At 61.5% G+C, this 16570-nt stretch carries 17 protein-coding genes; 8 read left to right on the top strand and 9 right to left on the bottom strand.

The features are described 5' to 3' along the window. Positions 1–342: 342 nt before the first annotated feature. Both KCG87_RS20955 and KCG87_RS20950 read left to right on the top strand, forming a co-directional pair. Positions 343–1677: a dicarboxylate/amino acid:cation symporter gene (locus KCG87_RS20955; RefSeq protein ID WP_027612291.1), complete on the top strand. Its 1335-nt coding sequence runs from the start codon at positions 343–345 to the stop codon at positions 1675–1677. Positions 1678–1934: 257 nt separating this feature from the next. Further along, positions 1935–3116: a CaiB/BaiF CoA-transferase family protein gene (locus KCG87_RS20950; protein WP_210558878.1), complete on the top strand. Its 1182-nt coding sequence runs from the start codon at positions 1935–1937 to the stop codon at positions 3114–3116. A gap of 110 nt (positions 3117–3226) precedes the next feature. Here KCG87_RS20950 and KCG87_RS20945 read toward each other — a convergent pair whose 3' ends face one another. Next, on the bottom strand, positions 3227–3721 hold the full coding sequence (locus KCG87_RS20945) for a SprT family zinc-dependent metalloprotease (protein WP_003227192.1): 495 nt from the start codon (positions 3719–3721) through the stop codon (positions 3227–3229). A 148-nt stretch (positions 3722–3869) separates the two neighbouring features. Next, positions 3870–4472 (bottom strand): Yip1 family protein, encoded by a 603-nt coding sequence (locus KCG87_RS20940; RefSeq protein WP_007917515.1) that lies wholly within the window; start codon positions 4470–4472, stop codon positions 3870–3872. A 445-nt stretch (positions 4473–4917) separates the two neighbouring features. Here KCG87_RS20940 and ttcA point away from each other — a divergent pair, with 445 nt between their 5' ends. Further along, positions 4918–5742: a tRNA 2-thiocytidine(32) synthetase TtcA gene (ttcA, locus tag KCG87_RS20935; RefSeq protein WP_007968702.1), complete on the top strand. Its 825-nt coding sequence runs from the start codon at positions 4918–4920 to the stop codon at positions 5740–5742. 132 nt (positions 5743–5874) lie between these two features. Continuing rightward, entirely contained in the window at positions 5875–6549 is a 675-nt protein-coding gene (locus KCG87_RS20930) for a DNA-3-methyladenine glycosylase I (protein ID WP_098965089.1), read from the top strand. 113 nt (positions 6550–6662) lie between these two features. Here the strand turns inward: KCG87_RS20930 and KCG87_RS20925 are convergent, their stop codons facing one another. Genes KCG87_RS20925 through arsC form a run of 3 tightly spaced genes read right to left on the bottom strand, consistent with a single transcriptional unit; the run spans position 6663 to position 8037 of the window. Further along, positions 6663–7088, bottom strand: a complete 426-nt coding sequence (locus tag KCG87_RS20925) for a DUF2069 domain-containing protein (protein WP_135296356.1) — start codon at positions 7086–7088, stop codon at positions 6663–6665. A 2-nt stretch (positions 7089–7090) separates the two neighbouring features. Further along, on the bottom strand, positions 7091–7687 hold the full coding sequence (gene wrbA, locus KCG87_RS20920; protein ID WP_139054871.1) for an NAD(P)H:quinone oxidoreductase: 597 nt from the start codon (positions 7685–7687) through the stop codon (positions 7091–7093). Further along, on the bottom strand, positions 7684–8037 hold the full coding sequence (gene arsC / locus KCG87_RS20915) for an arsenate reductase (glutaredoxin) (protein WP_098965083.1): 354 nt from the start codon (positions 8035–8037) through the stop codon (positions 7684–7686). Before arsC ends, wrbA begins: the two co-directional genes overlap by 4 nt. A 114-nt stretch (positions 8038–8151) precedes the next feature. On the opposite strand from arsC, the gene KCG87_RS20910 reads away from it, so the two are divergent. After that, positions 8152–8619: a TlpA disulfide reductase family protein gene (locus KCG87_RS20910; protein WP_027612297.1), complete on the top strand. Its 468-nt coding sequence runs from the start codon at positions 8152–8154 to the stop codon at positions 8617–8619. 209 nt (positions 8620–8828) lie between these two features. Here KCG87_RS20910 and KCG87_RS20905 read toward each other — a convergent pair whose 3' ends face one another. After that, a complete protein-coding gene (locus KCG87_RS20905; protein ID WP_098965082.1) occupies positions 8829–9233 on the bottom strand; it encodes an META domain-containing protein in 405 nt (134 codons plus the stop codon). Continuing rightward, positions 9233–9667, bottom strand: a complete 435-nt coding sequence (locus KCG87_RS20900) for a hypothetical protein (RefSeq protein ID WP_025112952.1) — start codon at positions 9665–9667, stop codon at positions 9233–9235. Before KCG87_RS20900 ends, KCG87_RS20905 begins: the two co-directional genes overlap by 1 nt. A 133-nt stretch (positions 9668–9800) precedes the next feature. Between KCG87_RS20900 and KCG87_RS20895 the strand changes: the two genes are divergently transcribed. Beyond that, entirely contained in the window at positions 9801–10241 is a 441-nt protein-coding gene (locus tag KCG87_RS20895; protein ID WP_103368748.1) for a hypothetical protein, read from the top strand. Between the two features lie 12 nt (positions 10242–10253). Here KCG87_RS20895 and KCG87_RS20890 read toward each other — a convergent pair whose 3' ends face one another. After that, positions 10254–11243 carry a 2-hydroxyacid dehydrogenase gene (locus tag KCG87_RS20890; protein ID WP_139054873.1) on the bottom strand — a complete coding sequence of 330 codons (990 nt, stop codon included), beginning with the start codon at positions 11241–11243 and terminating at the stop codon, positions 10254–10256. 83 nt (positions 11244–11326) lie between these two features. Then, the gene (locus KCG87_RS20885; RefSeq protein ID WP_098968440.1) at positions 11327–14080 is read right to left on the bottom strand and encodes a response regulator; all 2754 of its coding nucleotides are present in this window, start codon (positions 14078–14080) and stop codon (positions 11327–11329) included. A gap of 217 nt (positions 14081–14297) precedes the next feature. Between KCG87_RS20885 and KCG87_RS20880 the strand changes: the two genes are divergently transcribed. Next, positions 14298–15020, top strand: a complete 723-nt coding sequence (locus KCG87_RS20880; RefSeq protein ID WP_098965077.1) for a response regulator transcription factor — start codon at positions 14298–14300, stop codon at positions 15018–15020. Continuing rightward, on the top strand, positions 15007–16431 hold the full coding sequence (locus tag KCG87_RS20875; RefSeq protein WP_210558879.1) for a sensor histidine kinase: 1425 nt from the start codon (positions 15007–15009) through the stop codon (positions 16429–16431). The genes KCG87_RS20880 and KCG87_RS20875 overlap by 14 nt, the downstream gene beginning before the upstream one ends. Positions 16432–16570: the final 139 nt, after the last annotated feature.

Here is a 16570-nt window from a genome sequence, read left to right as displayed (position 1 = left end):
GATCCTTCCTCAGGCGCTGGATGGTAGCCGGGGCATGCGCAGGGCAACAAGGCGGATTTCCGCCAAATTGTAGGACGAGAGCCGCTGACTTGGCGGAAATCCGCCACACTGGCGTCACCGAGCAGTGACAAAAAATACTCTGCATCCCCTGATATCAAAAGGCTTGCAGCGAATTGCACCAAAGTGGCACGGCGTTTGCGATAAGAGCGACAGAAGTGTGCGTCTATCCCGCGGGAAAAACGCCGCTCGAACAACAAATCCCTCCAGTGCAGGAGGGTTCGCAATTCAGGTTCTGCGCCCAACAGATGGATGTTGCCCGCGGGACGCTTGAGGACACTTGCAATGACGACTCGTCAGCCACTGTACAAATCTCTGTATTTCCAGGTGATCGTCGCGATCATCATCGGTATTGCCCTTGGTCACTACTACCCGCAGTTCGGTGTGGCGGTAAAGCCACTGGGTGACGGGTTCATCAAGCTGATCAAAATGATCATTGCCCCGATCATCTTCTGCACCGTAGTCAGCGGCATCGCTGGCATGCAAAGCATGAAGTCGGTCGGCAAGACCGGCGGTTATGCACTCCTGTACTTCGAAATCGTTTCGACCATCGCCCTGCTGGTCGGCCTGATCGTGGTCAACATCGTGCAGCCGGGCAACGGCATGCACATCGACGTCAGCACCCTCGACGCCTCGAAAGTCGCGACCTACGTGCAGCAAGGCGCAGACCAGAGCGTAGTCGGCTTCCTGCTCAACGTGATCCCGACCACCATCGTCGGCGCGTTCGCCACCGGTGACATCCTGCAAGTGCTGATGTTCTCGGTGATCTTCGGTTTCGCCCTGCATCGCCTGGGTGACTATGGCCGTCCGATCCTCGACTTCATCGATCGCTTCGCCCACGTGATGTTCAACATCATCAACATGATCATGAAGCTCGCGCCAATCGGTGCCTTCGGCGCGATGGCGTTCACCATCGGTGCTTACGGTGTCGGCTCGCTGGTGCAGTTGGGTCAACTGATGGCCTGCTTCTACATCACCTGCCTGGCCTTCATCCTGATCGTGCTGGGTGCCATCGCCCGCATGCACGGCTTCAGCGTGCTGAAGATGATCCGCTACATCCGTGAAGAACTGCTGATCGTACTCGGTACCTCGTCCTCGGAATCGGTACTGCCACGCATGCTGATCAAGATGGAGCGTCTGGGCGCGAAGAAATCCGTCGTGGGTCTGGTGATCCCGACCGGTTACTCGTTCAACCTCGACGGTACCGCGATCTACCTGACCATGGCTGCAGTGTTCATTGCTCAGGCCACCGACACGCACATGGACATCACCCATCAGATCACCCTGCTGGTGGTGTTGCTGCTGTCTTCCAAAGGTGCCGCCGGTGTGACCGGTTCGGGCTTCATCGTGCTGGCCGCCACTCTGTCGGCGGTCGGTCACCTGCCGGTGGCCGGTCTGGCGCTGATCCTCGGTATCGACCGCTTCATGTCCGAAGCCCGCGCCCTGACCAATCTGGTCGGCAACGCCGTCGCGACCATCGTGGTTGCCAAGTGGGTGAAAGAGCTGGACACCGACGTGCTGCAATCCGAGCTGGCTTCGGGTGGTCGCGGTATCGCCGATACCCGTCCGGAAGATGACCTGGGTGTGGCTGAAGGTGCTACTCCGAGCAACGTCAAGTAATCTGAATTGGCTCCAGTGTAATGCTGGAGTCTGAGAGCCCTTGTGGTGAGGGGATTCATCCCCGATGGGTCGCGAAGCGGCCCCTTCTTAGATAGAAGGGGGACTGCTGCGCAGTCCATCGGGGATGAATCCCCTCGCTACAGGGGTTTTTTATTGCCTGCGATTTGAGCATTACGGTCACTGCCGCTGATGCATCCGGTGATTGCCGTGCGCGGCAGCGCTGCCTAGGCTGGGTGCATCGCCCAAGGAGTTCGCCCATGTCCGCGCCGCTGACCTCACTGAAAATTCTGGATTTCTCGACCCTGCTGCCAGGGCCGTTCGCCTCGCTGTTGCTGGCGGACATGGGCGCCGAGGTGCTGCGCATTGAATCACCGACGCGCATGGACCTGCTGCGGATGCTGCCGCCGCATGATCAAGGTGTGTCCGCCAGCCACGCTTACCTCAACCGCAACAAGCGCAGTCTGGCGCTGGATCTCAAACAGCCTGAGGCGCTGGAGGTGGTCAGGCAGTTGCTGGCCGACTACGACATTGTCCTCGAGCAGTTCCGCCCCGGTGTAATGGAGCGTCTGGGTCTGGGTTATGAGGCGCTGAGGGCGATCAACCCGAAGCTGATTTACGTGTCGATCACCGGCTACGGCCAGACCGGGCCGTACAAGGATCGCGCCGGGCATGACATCAACTACCTGGCGCTGGCCGGTCTGTCCAGTTACACCGGCCGCGCCGACAGCGGGCCGTTGCCGCTGGGCATGCAGGTGGCGGATGTGGCGGGCGGATCGTTGCACGGGGTGATCGGCCTGCTGGCGGCGGTCATCGCCCGGCAGCAGACCGGGCAGGGCACGCATCTGGACGTGAGCATGACCGATTGCGCCTTCAGCCTGAATGCCATGGCCGGTGCCGGCTATCTGGCCTGTGGCGACGAACCGCATTGGGAAGAGCAGATGCTCAATGGCGGCAGCTTCTACGACTACTACCGCTCGCGCGACGGGCGCTGGTTGTCAGTAGGCAGTCTGGAACCGGGGTTCATGCAGCAGCTGTGTACGGCGTTGAGCCGGCCGGAGCTGGCGGCGCAGGGCTTGTCGCCGAAACCCGAGCAGCAACGGTTATTGAAGGATGCGTTGAAAGTCGAATTCGAGAAGCACGACTTTGCCGAGCTGCGCGCGTTGTTTGCCGAGGTCGATGCCTGTGTCGAACCGGTCTTGAACCTGAGCGAGGCGGTGCAGCATCCGCAGTTGCAGGCGCGTGAACTGGTGACCCAGGTGCCGCGTGGCGATGGCACGACCCAGGCGCAGATCGCCTGTCCGCTGAAGTTCTCCGAAGCGCTGCCGGCGCCGCGGCATGTCGGCGCAGGGTTGGGACAGCATACTGAGCAGGTGTTGGGGGAGTTGGGGTTTGATGCTGAGCGGATTGCCGAGTTGCGGCGTGCCAAGGTGATTCTCTAGCGTCTGTGCCGGCCCTTTCGCGAGCAAGCCCGCTCCCACAGGGGAATGCATTTCAAAATGTGGGAGCGGGCTTGCTCGCGAAGGCGTCGGCGGCGACAACACCAAACCGGCTATTCCACCCGCATCTCACCACTGAACACCAAAGTGTTGCGGCATCTACGGCATAAATACCGTCGCCCCTGGCGCACCAGGCTATGACGCTGCGCCGAAAACGGAAAATCACTGTCGGCGCACGGGCATTTGTAGATGTAGCGGGTCACGCTGCGGCGTTTGATTGCGTAGGTGTGGCAGCGATCCGGCGGCAGTTCGTAAACCCCGCGCATGATCAGTTGCCACTCCTCGCCGTGCGGCTGGATGCGGTCGCCGAACAGTTGATGGGCGATCAGGTGCGCGACTTCGTGGGCCACGGTCTGCTTGAGGAAGTGTTCGGTGTTTTCCCGGTACAGCTGCGGGTTGAAGCGCAGCAGGTTCTCGTGCAGATGCGCGACACCGGCTTTTTGCCCGCGCAGCTTGAGGCTGACGACCGGGCGTTGGAAATGACGTTTGAAAAAGGCTTCAGCGAGTTGGTAACAGTCTTCGACGCGGGTATTGAGTTGCTCGGGCATGCTTGATGGATCTCCAGAGGCGTCGAGTATGCCGCAACGTTCCTGACTTGCGAATCGCTGACCTGCCGAATGGTCATCCGCCAAACGAGAAGGCCGCCTTGCGGCGGCCTGTATTGGCAGATCTTGTTTTTCTCTGGGGTGAAGCTTGTCAGTTGGTATACACCGGCCCCACGCCGAGGCCCCAGACAATCACGGTGAACGCCATGATGGCCACCAGCACCACCAGACCCACCGCCAGCACTGAGCTGGAAAACAGGAAGCCTTCGTCCGACGGAATGTTCATGAACGTTGGCAGCCCCACGTACAGCAGATACACCGTGTAGCAGATGGCCGCCGTGCCGACGATCATTCCCAGCCACATGTGCGGATACAGCGCCGCCAATCCGCCGACGAACAACGGTGTCGCGGTGTAGGTGGCGAATGCCACGCAACGGGCCAGACTCGGGTTGGCGTCATAGGTGCGGGCCATCCAGTGCACGAACGCGCCCATCACCGCGACCCCGCCGAGCATCGCCAGGTACGACATCACGGTCATCCAGATCGCACTTTCGACGGTGAGCATCACCGGTGCGCGATTGCCGATCACCCAGCCGACCTGAGTGGTGCCGATAAACGCCGAAACCGCCGGAATCGCCGCCAGGATCAGCGTGTGCGTCAGGTACATGTGGCTGATGCTTTCCTCTTGGTCGCCACGGATTTCCTTCCATTCCTGATCGGGGTGGGTAAAAAGTCCCACTACGTGATGGATCATGCCAGTCACTCCTCTTGTTATTGCCATCGCCCCCCAACGGAGCGCCTACGGGCCAAAGGTGGCCGAGCAAATTCAGGTCTTCAGATTGTGTGCGACCTTATGTCGCAGTATAGAAAGGTCTTAACCGCACAGGGACTAGGGGCTTAGAGCAAATTGCGCTGTAAACACGGGGTGTAATCGCGGCAGGGTCTTGCACATTTGAGGCCGGATCGACTCTGTGGCGAGGGAGCTTGCTCCCGCTCGGCTGCGCAGCAGTCGCCAATCCTTGCGGTTCGGTGAGTCAGGAAAATAACGGCTGCAGGTTTGGGGGCGCTTCGCACCCCAGCGGGAGCAAGCTCCCTCACCACAGGGGATCGGTTGAAAGTGACAGACCCACGGCCCTTCGCGCTCCCCGGGTTTTTGCGTAAAATGCCCGCCTTTCGTCACACCTCACGGATTTCGCGTCATGGGCACTCTTACGGTCAACCAGAACAAACTGCAAAAGCGCCTGCGCCGCCTGGCCGGCGAAGCGGTCGCCGATTTCAACATGATCGAAGACGGCGACAAGGTCATGGTCTGCCTGTCCGGGGGCAAAGACAGCTACACCATGCTCGACGTGCTGCTGCACCTACAGAAGGTTGCACCGATCAAGTTCGAGATCGTCGCAGTGAACATGGACCAGAAGCAGCCGGGTTTCCCCGAGCACGTACTGCCGGCCTACCTGAAAGAGCTGGGCGTCGAGTACCACATCGTCGAGAAGGACACCTACTCGGTGGTCAAGGAGCTGGTGCCGGAAGGCAAGACCACCTGCTCGCTGTGCTCGCGCCTGCGTCGCGGCACGCTGTACACCTTTGCCGACGAAATCGGCGCGACCAAAATGGCCCTCGGTCACCATCGTGACGACATCGTCGAGACGTTCTTCCTCAACATGTTCTTCAACGGCACCCTCAAGGCGATGCCGCCGAAGTTGCGCGCCGACGACGGGCGTAACGTGGTGATCCGTCCGCTGGCGTACTGCAACGAGAAAGACATCCAGGCCTACTCGGACTTCAAGGAATTCCCGATCATCCCGTGCAACCTCTGCGGTTCGCAGGAAAACCTGCAGCGTCAGGTGGTCAAGGAAATGCTTCAGGACTGGGAGCGCAAGACTCCGGGCCGAACTGAAAGCATCTTCCGCAGTCTGCAGAACGTGGTGCCGTCGCAACTGGCCGACCGCAACCTGTTCGACTTCACCAGCCTGAAGATCGACGAGACCGCGGCTTCGCGCTTCGTCAACGTCGTCAATCTGTAAACACTGTCCCTGTGGGAGCGGGCTTGCTCGCGAAGGCGGTGTATCAGTCGCTATATGCGCCGACTGACACTCAGTCTTCGCGAGCAAGCCCGCTCCCACATTGGTTTTTTGTTTCATTCAATAGGAGAGGGCATGCGCGATTACAAGTGGCTGCACGAATACTGTCTGAACCGCTTCGGTTCGGCGGCTGAACTGGAAGCCCATCTGCCCGTTCCCAAGACTCCCGCGCAACTGCGCAAGATCAGCGACGATCGTTACCTCTCGACCATGGCCCTGCGCGTGTTTCGCGCCGGGCTCAAGCACAGCCTGGTGGACGCCAAGTGGCCGGCCTTCGAAGAAGTGTTCTTCAGGTTCGACCCGGAAAAAGTCGTGCTGATGAGCGCCGAACACCTCGAACGCCTGATGCAGGACGCGCGCATCATCCGCCACCTGGGCAAGCTCAAGAGCGTGCCGCGCAATGCCCAGTTCATCCTCGATGTCGAGAAAGACAAGGGCAGTTTCGGCGCGCTGATCGCCGACTGGCCGGTGACCGATATCGTCGGTCTGTGGACCTACCTGAAAAAGCATGGGAGTCAGTTGGGCGGGCTGTCGGCGCCACGCTTCCTGCGCATGGTCGGCAAGGACACGTTCGTGCCGAGCTATGACGTGGTCGCGGCGCTGAATGCACAGAAGATCGTCGACAAGGCGCCGACCAGTCTGCGCGATCTGGCGATTGTGCAGAACGCGTTCAATCAGTGGCATGAACAGAGTGGCGGGCGGCCGATGAGCCAGATTTCGATGATGCTCGCGTACACCGTCAACCATTAAGACCGCGTCGCCCCATTCGCGAGCAAGCCCGCTCCCACAGGATCCTTGTTGAAACACAATATTGTGATCGACACAAAAACTGTGGGAGCGGGCTTGCTCGCGAAGGCGTCAGCTCAGGCGACGGAAATCTCGCCCTCGCCAGCCAGCTTGCGATTCAACTGATACCGCCACCGCACATACAATAGCGCCGAGCAGAACAACGCCAGGCTCGCGGCCATCTCCAGCACGCCAAACAGTTGCCGGTTCGGGTCATACGCTGCCAGTGCGCCCTTGATGAAATACAGATTCACCACAAAGCACATCCACGAGTGCGCACGCGCGTTGCCCATCAGCATCCCCGGCGCAAGGATCAGCCACGGGATCAGCTCGACCAGCAGGATCACCCACGGTCGGGCGCCGTGCAGGTCGGCGAACACCAGGTAGTAAGCGGCAAGCAGCCCGGCGAGGCCGAAGAAGCACAACAGGCTGACGATCCGCATCGCCTTGACGCGGGGTTCGAGCCACTCGACGGAGGGCAGGACTTTCGGCTTCTTCGCCACCCTTAGCCCTCCAGTTTTTGCGCGGTCTTGGCCAGGCGTGCGCCGAGTGCGCGACACAGCGCCATCTCGTGCTGATCGAGACCTTTTTTGCCATCGGCCCCGGCGTGATGACTGGCGCCATACGGCGTACCGCCGCCCTGGGTTTCCAGCAGCGCCGACTCGCTATACGGCAGGCCGGTGATCAGCATGCCGTGGTGCAACAGCGGCAGCATCATCGACAGCAGGGTGGTTTCCTGGCCACCGTGCAGGCTGGCGGTGGAGGTGAAGACGCCGGCCGGTTTACCCACCAGAGCGCCGGTCAGCCACAGGTTGCTGGTGCCGTCGAGGAAGTACTTGAGCGGCGCGGCCATGTTGCCGAAACGCGTCGGGCTGCCAAGGGCGAGGCCGGCGCAGTTCTTCAGGTCATCGAGGGTGGCGTAGAGCGCACCGTCTTCCGGTATGTCCGGGGCGACCGCCTCACACTCGCTGGAAATCGCCGGTACGGTACGCAGGCGCGCTTCAAGGCCAGCCTGTTCGACGCCGCGGGCAATCTGCCGGGCCATTTCATTGGTCGAACCGTTGCGGCTGTAATACAGAACCAGAATGTACGGCGTGCTCACGGCAGCAACTCCAGAATCTGCTCCGGTGGACGGCCGATCACGGCCTTGTTGCCGACTTCCAGAATCGGTCGTTCCATCAGTTTCGGGTGTTCGGCGATGGCGGCAATCAATTGCGCTTCGCTGAGGCTCGTGTCGGCCAGCTGAAGCATTTTGTATTCATCTTCTCCCGTGCGCAGCAGTTGCCGTGCGCTGATGCCGAGCTTGCCGAGCAGTGCCTTGATTTGCACCGCATTCAGCGGGGTTTCGAGGTAACGCACCACGTTCGGGGTCAGGCCACGGGCCTCGAGAAGTTCCAGCGCGCCTCGGGATTTCGAGCAGCGCGGATTGTGATAAAGCGTCAGATCGGTCATGGCGGGTCGCTTCTGGCGTAAAGTGGCGGCTATTCTAACTGTGCAGCGCGCAATCCAGAACCTTCAGAGGCGATGGGTCGCAGGCGCATTCAATTTTTGACCAGGGAACATGACATGACACGGCGATTGGCAGCGGCATTGACGATAATCGGGGCGTTGATGCTGGGGGGCTGCGGCAACGACTACGGCATTGACCAGAATGGTCAGAAGGTTGCGTCCGAGCGTCTGGACAAACAATGGGTAGTCATCAATTACTGGGCCGAATGGTGTGGCCCGTGCCGCACGGAAATTCCTGAGCTCAATCATTTGGCGGACGAACTCAAGAGTAAGAATGTTGGGGTGTTCGGGGTCAACTTCGACAACGTCCAGGGTGAAGACCTGAAATCTGCCAGCGAGAAGCTGGGCATCAAGTTCACCGTGCTGGCGCAGGATCCGGCCGACCTGTTCGACCTGCCGCGCAGTGAGGCCTTGCCGGTGACTTACATCATCGACAACAAGGGCAAGGTGCGTGAGCAGTTGATGGGCGAGCAGACGGCGGCGGGGGTGATGGCCAAGCTTGAGGCATTGCAGGCGACAAAGTGAGCTGCCTCTAAAGAGCAACCCTCACCCCAGCCTCTCCCAGAAGGAGAGGGAGCTGACCGAGGTGTCTGGCGCTTCCATCGACCTGGAAGATCGTGTCGATTATGGATTCAGCGAAGATCCTTCAAGTCGGCGCACACTTTCAGAACCCCCCAATCAGTTCCCTCTCCCTTTGGGAGAGGGTTAGGGTGAGGGTTTGGCGTTCTTGAGGGTTAACCCTCTTCCAGCCACCAGCGCAACGGCTTGCCTTCGGCCGGCCAGAAGCGCATCTGCTCGATCGGCGAGATGTCCCAGCGCTCAACGCCTTGCAGCGCCTGCAGGAAGCGTTGTTCCTGCTCCATCAGCGCCGGGGCGCAGAGTTTGCGGGTCTTGCCGATCGGGCCGAAGCTCAGCTTGTCGCCTTCGAGGGTGTACGGCGCGAACCAGTGGTTGCAACCGCCGTTGCCATATGCGCGGCCATCGTCACCAAGGGTCACGGTCAGATGGCTGTAATCCATCAATGGCCGCTCGCCTATCCACTCCAGAATGTAGCTGCGGTTCTGCTGCAATTGCACAGGCTCTGCGGCGCAGCCCACCAGAGCGGCACCGACCAGCAGCGGCAGGGCAAGGCGTTTCATCACGCAGGCTCCTGGCATTTCGGGCACAGGTGCTTGTCGCCGACGGCTTTCCAGCCCAGCTCGGCGATGCGCGCCGTGGCGGCCGGTTTCTCGGCGGTCTTGCCCAGCTTGGCGTCCACCGCGAACTCGAAGTTCAGCTCTTTGGCGCAGCTGTCGCAGTTGACCTGCCAGGTGTGGATCGCCAGTTCGCCGAAGACCGGGCCGGTGGTCATCGCGGTCCATTGGCCCGGCGGATTGATCAGGTGGCGCACGGTGTCGACGGTCAGGCGCATGGACAAGTCCTTGCTGCCTTTGAGGGTGACCAACAGGACATCACCGTTGCGGATCGAGCCACCGTTGCCGGTGACCTGATAGCGGCCCGGTACGAGGGCGCGGCATTCGGTGAGGGTGTGTTGCGGGTTCATCAGGGTGTAGCGGAAATCGTGTTCGACCATGGGTCCTCCAAATCTGCGCGACATGCTAGCACGGGCTGGATTGCAGGATGGCGTACACGTGCGACCTTCGATCCGGTTCAAATCGTCCGGCGCTCATGGCAAACTGCCGCCCTTCACTCTGAGGGAACGGAACATGGCGCTGATCGAATGTTATGAATGCAAGCGGAGCATCAGCTCGGAAGCAAAGGCGTGCATTCATTGTGGTGCTCCGATGGCGCAGCAGCATGAGCACACACCGGCGCAAGCCGCCGCCGCGACGATTTCATTTGGCAGCCTGCCGCGCAACAAATCCGTGCCTGAAGCCTTCGTCCCGGCGCCAGCCCCGGAGCCTGCGCCGAAAGTCACACCGGCCGCGCTCGGCCGCCGTCGTCGGCAACCCGAGCCCGCACCTCAACTTCAGCCCAACGCCGACGGTTCGCGGCCGGTGGAAGGCTGGTTGAAGATCATGGTGTTCCTGCTGCCGATGGTCTTTGTCTGGTTCCTGCTGCGTAACGGTCATTCGATGAAGCAGCGCTTTTTCGGTTTTGGCTGGCTGGCGTTGCTGATCCTGGCCTCGTCGCTGTCGCCGAAGTAAACCGGCAAGCCTTCAACCCTCGACCTGGTTCTGCGGTGCACCTGCAGCCCAGGTCGCGATGTTGTGCAGGGTGGTCGCGGCAATCGCGCCCAGCGCTTCATGGGTCAGAAACGCCTGATGCGCGGTGATGATCACGTTCGGGAAAGTCAGCAGCCGCGCCAATACGTCGTCCTGCAACGGCAAGTCGCTGCGATCCTCGAAAAACAGCTGCGCCTCTTCTTCATACACATCCAGTCCCAGATAGCCCAGTTGGCCGTCTTTCAAGGCGTCGATCAGCGCCGGCGTGTCGACCAGGCCGCCGCGTCCGGTGTTGATCAACATCGCCCCCGGTTGCAGGTGTGCCAGTGACTCGCGGTTGATCAAGTGTTTGCTCTGGGCGTTGAGCGGGCAGTGCAGGCTGATGATCCGTGACTGCGCGAGCAGCTCCGGCAGACTCAGGTAACGGGCGCCCAGCGCCACGACCTCAGGGTTTGGGTACGGGTCGTAGGCCAGCAATTGGCAACCGAAACCGTGCATGATTTTCGCGAACGTCGCGCCGATCTGCCCGGTGCCGACGATGCCCACGGTCTTGCCCACCAGATCGAAACCGGTCAGCCCGTGCAGCGTGAAATCGCCTTCGCGGGTGCGGTTGTAGGCGCGGTGCAGGCGTCGGTTGAGTGCCAGAATCAGCGCCACCGCGTGTTCGGCCACCGCATGTGGCGAGTAGGCCGGTACCCGCACCACGGCCAGCCCGAGGCGTTTTGCCGCGAGCAGATCAACATGGTTGTAGCCCGCCGAGCGCAGGGCGATCAGCCGTGTGCCACCGGCGGCGAGGCGCTCCAGCACCGGCGCACTGAGGTCGTCATTGATGAAGGCGCAGACCACCTCGTGCTGCTCGGCCAGGGCGGCGGTGTCGAGACTGAGCCGGGCCGGTTGAAAGTGCAGTTCTATCCCGGTCGGGCATTCGGCGCCGAGGAAGCTGTCGCGGTCATAGGTCTGGCTGCTGAAAACGAGCGTGCGCATGAATTCCTCCTGGAACGGGGTGGCGAGTCAGCGTTGACGGCCACCACTTTAACGGCGGATGCCGCTGCCGGCATTGCCGTGGATCAGGCGCTGATCCTGGCTTGCGTCGCGAGTCGATTGATCGCCCGCTCCAGTTCTTCCAGCGCCACCACTGCCTTCGGATCGCCCTGTTTGAGCAGGGTTTCACTGCGCTGACAGGCCGCGCGTAACTGCGGCACGCCACAATATCGGGTCGCACCGTGCAAACGATGCACGCGCTCGATCAGCGCGTTCTGATCGCGAGCTTCACTGGCGGCACGAATGGCTTCGCGGTCGGCCTCCAGCGAGGCGAGCAACATGGCCAGCATGTCGGCTGCCAGATCGGCCTTGCCGGCGGCCAGGCGCAGGCCTTCTTCGTGGTCGAGCACCGGCAATTCACTGCCACCCGCCGCGCTGTCGCTGGCCCGTTCCGTTCCTTGATTGCGCAAGGCCAGACCGGTCCACTTCAGCACCACTTGCGCCAGTTGCCGCTCGCTGATCGGCTTGGTCAGATAGTCATCCATGCCGCTTTGCAGCAAGGCGCGTTTTTCGTTGGCCATGGCGTGGGCGGTGAGGGCGACGATCGGCAGCGGTGTGCTATGCCGTTCGCTTTCCCACTGGCGAATGGTTTCGGTGGTCTGGCGTCCGTCCATGCCCGGCATCTGTACGTCCATCAGCACCAGATCGAAGGATTCGCTCTGCACCGCTTTGACTGCTGCGTAGCCGCTTTCCACGGCCAGAACCTTGGCGCCCATGTCTTCGAGCAGGGTCTGCACCAGCAACAGGTTGGCCGGGTTGTCGTCGACGCACAGCACTTTCGGTGCACGGCTCGACAGCGGTTCACCCGGCTCGTTACGCGGCTGGCGTGGATTGGCCAGATCGGCCAACGCCCGACGTAGTTTGCGCGTGCAGGCTGGTTTGGCTTGCAGCTGGCTGTGCGGGTTGGGCACCGAGAGATGGAACAGCGTCTGTTCGGTGGTCGGGCACAGCACCAGCACTTTGCAACCGAGGTGTTCGAGGTCCCAGATATGCTGATTCAGGCGCTCCGGGAGCATGTCGTTGCTGGTGATGCCGAGCACCGCAAGATCGATCGCCTGATCGGTCTGGTGCGCGCCAGTGACGCCGTTGGTCAGGCTCTCCAGCGTATTGAACGGCGTGACGTCGAGGCCGCAGTCTTCCAGTTGATGCTGTAGGGCCTGACGTGCCAGTTCGTGATTTTCCAGCACCGCCACGCGACGCCCGAGCAGTGGCGGGCCCGGCAGGTCTTCGCTGTCGTCGCGGGTTTTCGGCAGGCTCAGGCTGATCCAGAATTCCGAGCCTTCGCCCGGGGTGCTGTCGACGCCGATTTCGCCACCCATCTGTTCGATCAGACGCTTGGAGATCACCAGGCCCAGACCAGTACCGCCGGGTTGGCGCGACAACGAGTTGTCGGCTTGACTGAACGCTTGGAACAACGCGCGCACGTCCTGACTCGACAGGCCGATGCCGGTGTCCTGAATGCTGATCCGCAACTGCACGCTGTCTTCGTGTTCTTCTTCAAGCATGGCGCGGGCGACGATGGTGCCTTCGCGGGTGAATTTGATCGCGTTGCTGACCAGGTTGGTGAGGATCTGCTTGAGGCGCAGCGGGTCGCCGACCAGCGACAGCGGCGTATCGCGATAAACCAGACTCACCAGCTCCAACTGCTTTGCGTGGGCGGCCGGGGCCAGGATGGTCAGGGTGTCCTGCAGCAGATCGCGCAGGTTGAACGGGATGTGGTCGAGCACCAGTTTGCCGGCCTCGATCTTCGAGAAATCGAGAATCTCGTTGATGATCCCCAGCAGGCTGTCGGCGGACTTTTCGATGGTGCCCAGATAGTCGAGCTGGCGCGGCGTCAGTTCGCTTTTCTGCAACAGATGCGTGAAACCGAGAATGCCGTTGAGCGGCGTGCGGATCTCATGGCTCATGTTGGCGAGGAACTCGGATTTGATCCGGCTCGCCTCCAGCGCCTCTTTGCGTGCCAGATCCAGTTCGATGTTCTGGATCTCGATGGTTTCCAGATTCTGCCGCACGTCTTCGGTGGCCTGATCGACGCTGTGCTGCAGTTCTTCGCGAGCGTTCTGCAGGGTGCCGGCCATGCGGTTGATGCCCGAGGCGAGCTCGTCCAGTTCCTGACTGCCGAGCGGTGGCAGGCGGGTTTCCAGATGACCGTCCTTGAGCTGGGCAACTGCCTGTTTGATCTGGCTCAGCGGGCGGTTGATGGTGCGGCCCATGCGCAACGCGAGCAGGGCCGCGCCCGCCAGACCGGCGGCAATCAGCAGCAGGCTGGCAAACAGGCTGCGATAACCGCGCAGCAGCATGCCGTTGTGCGACAGCTCCAGTTCGACCCAGCCGAGCAGACGGTCGGATTCTTCGGGGATCAGATCACCAGCGAGGTTGCGATGCTTGCCGAACACCGGCATCAGGTAACGGGTGGCGTCATTGCCGCTGCGCCGTTGCAGTTGTGCACTGTCACCGCTGGGCGCCTGATTGAGCATGGTCGGGCCGGCGTGCGCCAGCGGTGTGCGGTCGGGGGCGAGGAAGGTGACGGCGCGCACGTCAGGTTGTTCGAGGGACTGGGTGGCGATGCGTTCGAGCAGATCGGTGTTGCCGTGGCCCATGGCGGGCGCCACCAGCGGCGCCAGTTGTTCGGCGATCATTTCACCGCGCTGCATCAATTGGGTCTGCAAATCGGACTGTTGCATCCAGGTGAAATAGCCACCGAGCACCAACGCCATCAGGCTGGTGGGCAACAGGGTCAGCAACAACACGCGACCTTTGATTCCCAGTTTCTTGAGCACACCCATCTCCTGCATCCCGCTGAACTGTTGACTCGCACGTGCGTCCGGCACGCGACATTGGCGCAGTGTAGCGATTTGCAGGCAGGCAATCTTCGGAAAAATCATGTCGCCATTGGTCGGCGCGGCCTGGCGCGTTTGTCCGGCCGGTCAAGCTTGGGTTGCCCGATGGCGGGCAATCTTGAATAATCGGCCAACTGAGAATTATTAGCAGATACTCATGACTCCTGTTTCCACCGACCTGCCACGCATTCTCGCCATTGAGGACGACCCGGTGCTGGGCGCCTATGTTCACGAGCATCTGGGCCGCAGCGGCTTTGCGGTGACCTGGTGCCAGAACGGTCAGGAAGGGCTGAACATTGCGCGTCACCAGCCGTTCGACGTGGTGCTGATGGACATTCTGCTGCCGGGGCTCGACGGCCTGAAGGTGCTGACGCAATTGCGCCAGAGCCATTCGACGCCGGTGCTGCTGATGTCGGCGCTGGGCGCCGAGGCCGATCGCATCAGCGGTTTTCGCCTGGGCGCCGATGATTACCTGCCCAAGCCGTTCAGCATGGCCGAGCTGCATGTGCGGATCGAGGCGATCCTGCGCCGGGTGGCGCTGGATCGGCGCCCGGCAGCGATTGCCCCGGCTGCGATCCACGGCGCGCTGCGCTTCGACGACGAACAATGCGAAGTCTTCTATAACGCACAAGCCGCCGGTCTGACTCGCAGCGAATACCGTCTGCTGGAAACCCTCAATCGCAACGACGAAGAAGTGCTGAGCAAGGCCTTCCTTTATCAGCATGTGCTGCAACGTGGCTATGCGGCCCACGACCGCAGCCTCGACATGCACATCAGCCAGATCCGCCGCAAACTCAAGGCCATCGGTTACCTCGAACGGGAAGTGCGCACGGTGTGGGGCAAGGGTTATGTGCTGAGTGCCACCGATGAAAATCTCTGACCTGCCGGGGCGGCATTCGCTGTTCTGGAAACTGGCGTGTCTGCTGGTAGCGTTCTGTCTGTTGATGATCTGGCTGAGCTGGTCCTGGGGCCGCTACATGGAAGAGCGCAACCAGTATCTCTCCGACGAGGCGCGCGGCACTCTGAGCCGTTATGCCGGCGAAGCCGAGCGGGCGTGGCAGCGCGGTGAGCGCGACGGGGTCGATAACTGGTTGCAGAGCATGGAGCTGCGCGAAGCCGCCTGGGTCGGGGTGATCGACCGCAATCTGCAGTCGTTGAGCAGCGATCCGCTGAATGAACAGGAAATCCAGCACCTGACCTTTTTACGCGGCCTCGACTGGCCGATCCACAAGCAAGGCCGGCCATGGCTGCGCGTACCGTTTCCGCAGAATCCGTCCGCCGGCAGTCTGGTAATCGAGTTGCCCGAGCGCTTCCTGCCGGGGAAATACCGGGTGTTCTGGCGGGTGATCACCAACGGGGTGATTCCGGGATTGTTCACCTTGCTGCTGTGTGTCGGTCTGTATCGCTTGCTGGTGGTGCCGCTGAACAACCTGCGTGAGCAGGCCAATGCGTGGCGTGCCGACCAATTGAATGTGCGTCTGTCGAGCGGCATTACCCAGCGCCCGGACGAACTCGGTGAACTGGCGCGGGCCTTCGATTCAATGTCCGAACGCCTGCAATCCACCGTCGCCCTGCAACAGCAATTGCTGCGCGACCTGTCCCATGAACTGCGCACGCCGCTGAGCCGGCTGCGGGTGGCCAGTGAAAGCGAACAGGATCTACGGCAACTGCGCGAGCGCATCGGCCGTGAAGTCGACGGCATGCAACGACTGGTCGAAGACACCCTGCAACTGGCGTGGCTCGACACCGAGCGTGCGCCGCTGCCTGACGAAGCGATCCAGATTCAGGCCTTGTGGGAAATGCTCACCGACAACGCCTGTTACGAAAGCGGCTGGCCGAGCCTGCAATTGCAGTGCGCGGTGCCGGCGTCGTGCTGGGTGCGCGGCAATCTCAATACTTTAGCGCAGGCGCTGGAGAACATTCTGCGCAACGCCATCCGTCATTCGCCCGAGGGCGGCATCGTGCGCCTCGATGGACGGCGTGACGGCGATTACTGGCATTTGTGGCTGGAGGATCAGGGCGGCGGGGTGGCCGAGGGCGATCTGCAACGGATCTTCTCGCCCTTCACCCGCCTCGACGGCTCGCGCCCGGGGGACGGCGGGTTTGGTCTGGGGCTGAGCATTGCGAGGAATGCGGTGCAAAGGCAGGGTGGGATGTTGTGGGCGGAGAATGGTGGGGCGGGGTTGCGCTTGAATTTTCGGCTGATTGCCGATGACGGCGGCGTGACGGCTGACGCCTTCGCGAGCAAGCCCGCTCCCACAGTGGATGTGGGGCGTCCGCAGATTGTATAACCAACACCGTCACCCTCCTGTGGGAGCGGGCTTGCTCGCGAAGGGGCCCTTCGATTCAACTAATAGTCTCACCACTGGTGAGACTTTTACTGCTTATTCCCATAAGCCATAAGCACCGCACTTTGCGTGATATGGCCTG

Source organism: Pseudomonas sp. MWU347 (genome assembly GCF_017947305.1).
Classification (GTDB): domain Bacteria; phylum Pseudomonadota; class Gammaproteobacteria; order Pseudomonadales; family Pseudomonadaceae; genus Aquipseudomonas; species Aquipseudomonas putida_A.
The sequence above is the reverse complement of the archived record's forward strand: the minus strand, read 5'-3'. Positions and strand labels throughout refer to the sequence as shown.

What these genes read in the sequence shown, in the direction of transcription:
- KCG87_RS20955 (WP_027612291.1), top strand. Translation starts at nt 343, where the DNA reads ATGACGACTCGTCAGCCACTGTACAAATCTCTGTATTTCCAGGTGATC.
- KCG87_RS20950 (WP_210558878.1), top strand. Translation starts at nt 1,935, where the DNA reads ATGTCCGCGCCGCTGACCTCACTGAAAATTCTGGATTTCTCGACCCTG.
- KCG87_RS20945 (WP_003227192.1), bottom strand. Translation starts at nt 3,721, where the DNA reads ATGCCCGAGCAACTCAATACCCGCGTCGAAGACTGTTACCAACTCGCT.
- KCG87_RS20940 (WP_007917515.1), bottom strand. Translation starts at nt 4,472, where the DNA reads ATGATCCATCACGTAGTGGGACTTTTTACCCACCCCGATCAGGAATGG.
- ttcA (WP_007968702.1), top strand. Translation starts at nt 4,918, where the DNA reads ATGGGCACTCTTACGGTCAACCAGAACAAACTGCAAAAGCGCCTGCGC.
- KCG87_RS20930 (WP_098965089.1), top strand. Translation starts at nt 5,875, where the DNA reads ATGCGCGATTACAAGTGGCTGCACGAATACTGTCTGAACCGCTTCGGT.
- arsC (WP_098965083.1), bottom strand. Translation starts at nt 8,037, where the DNA reads ATGACCGATCTGACGCTTTATCACAATCCGCGCTGCTCGAAATCCCGA.
- KCG87_RS20910 (WP_027612297.1), top strand. Translation starts at nt 8,152, where the DNA reads ATGACACGGCGATTGGCAGCGGCATTGACGATAATCGGGGCGTTGATG.
- KCG87_RS20905 (WP_098965082.1), bottom strand. Translation starts at nt 9,233, where the DNA reads ATGAAACGCCTTGCCCTGCCGCTGCTGGTCGGTGCCGCTCTGGTGGGC.
- KCG87_RS20900 (WP_025112952.1), bottom strand. Translation starts at nt 9,667, where the DNA reads ATGGTCGAACACGATTTCCGCTACACCCTGATGAACCCGCAACACACC.
- KCG87_RS20895 (WP_103368748.1), top strand. Translation starts at nt 9,801, where the DNA reads ATGGCGCTGATCGAATGTTATGAATGCAAGCGGAGCATCAGCTCGGAA.
- KCG87_RS20890 (WP_139054873.1), bottom strand. Translation starts at nt 11,243, where the DNA reads ATGCGCACGCTCGTTTTCAGCAGCCAGACCTATGACCGCGACAGCTTC.
- KCG87_RS20880 (WP_098965077.1), top strand. Translation starts at nt 14,298, where the DNA reads ATGACTCCTGTTTCCACCGACCTGCCACGCATTCTCGCCATTGAGGAC.
- KCG87_RS20875 (WP_210558879.1), top strand. Translation starts at nt 15,007, where the DNA reads ATGAAAATCTCTGACCTGCCGGGGCGGCATTCGCTGTTCTGGAAACTG.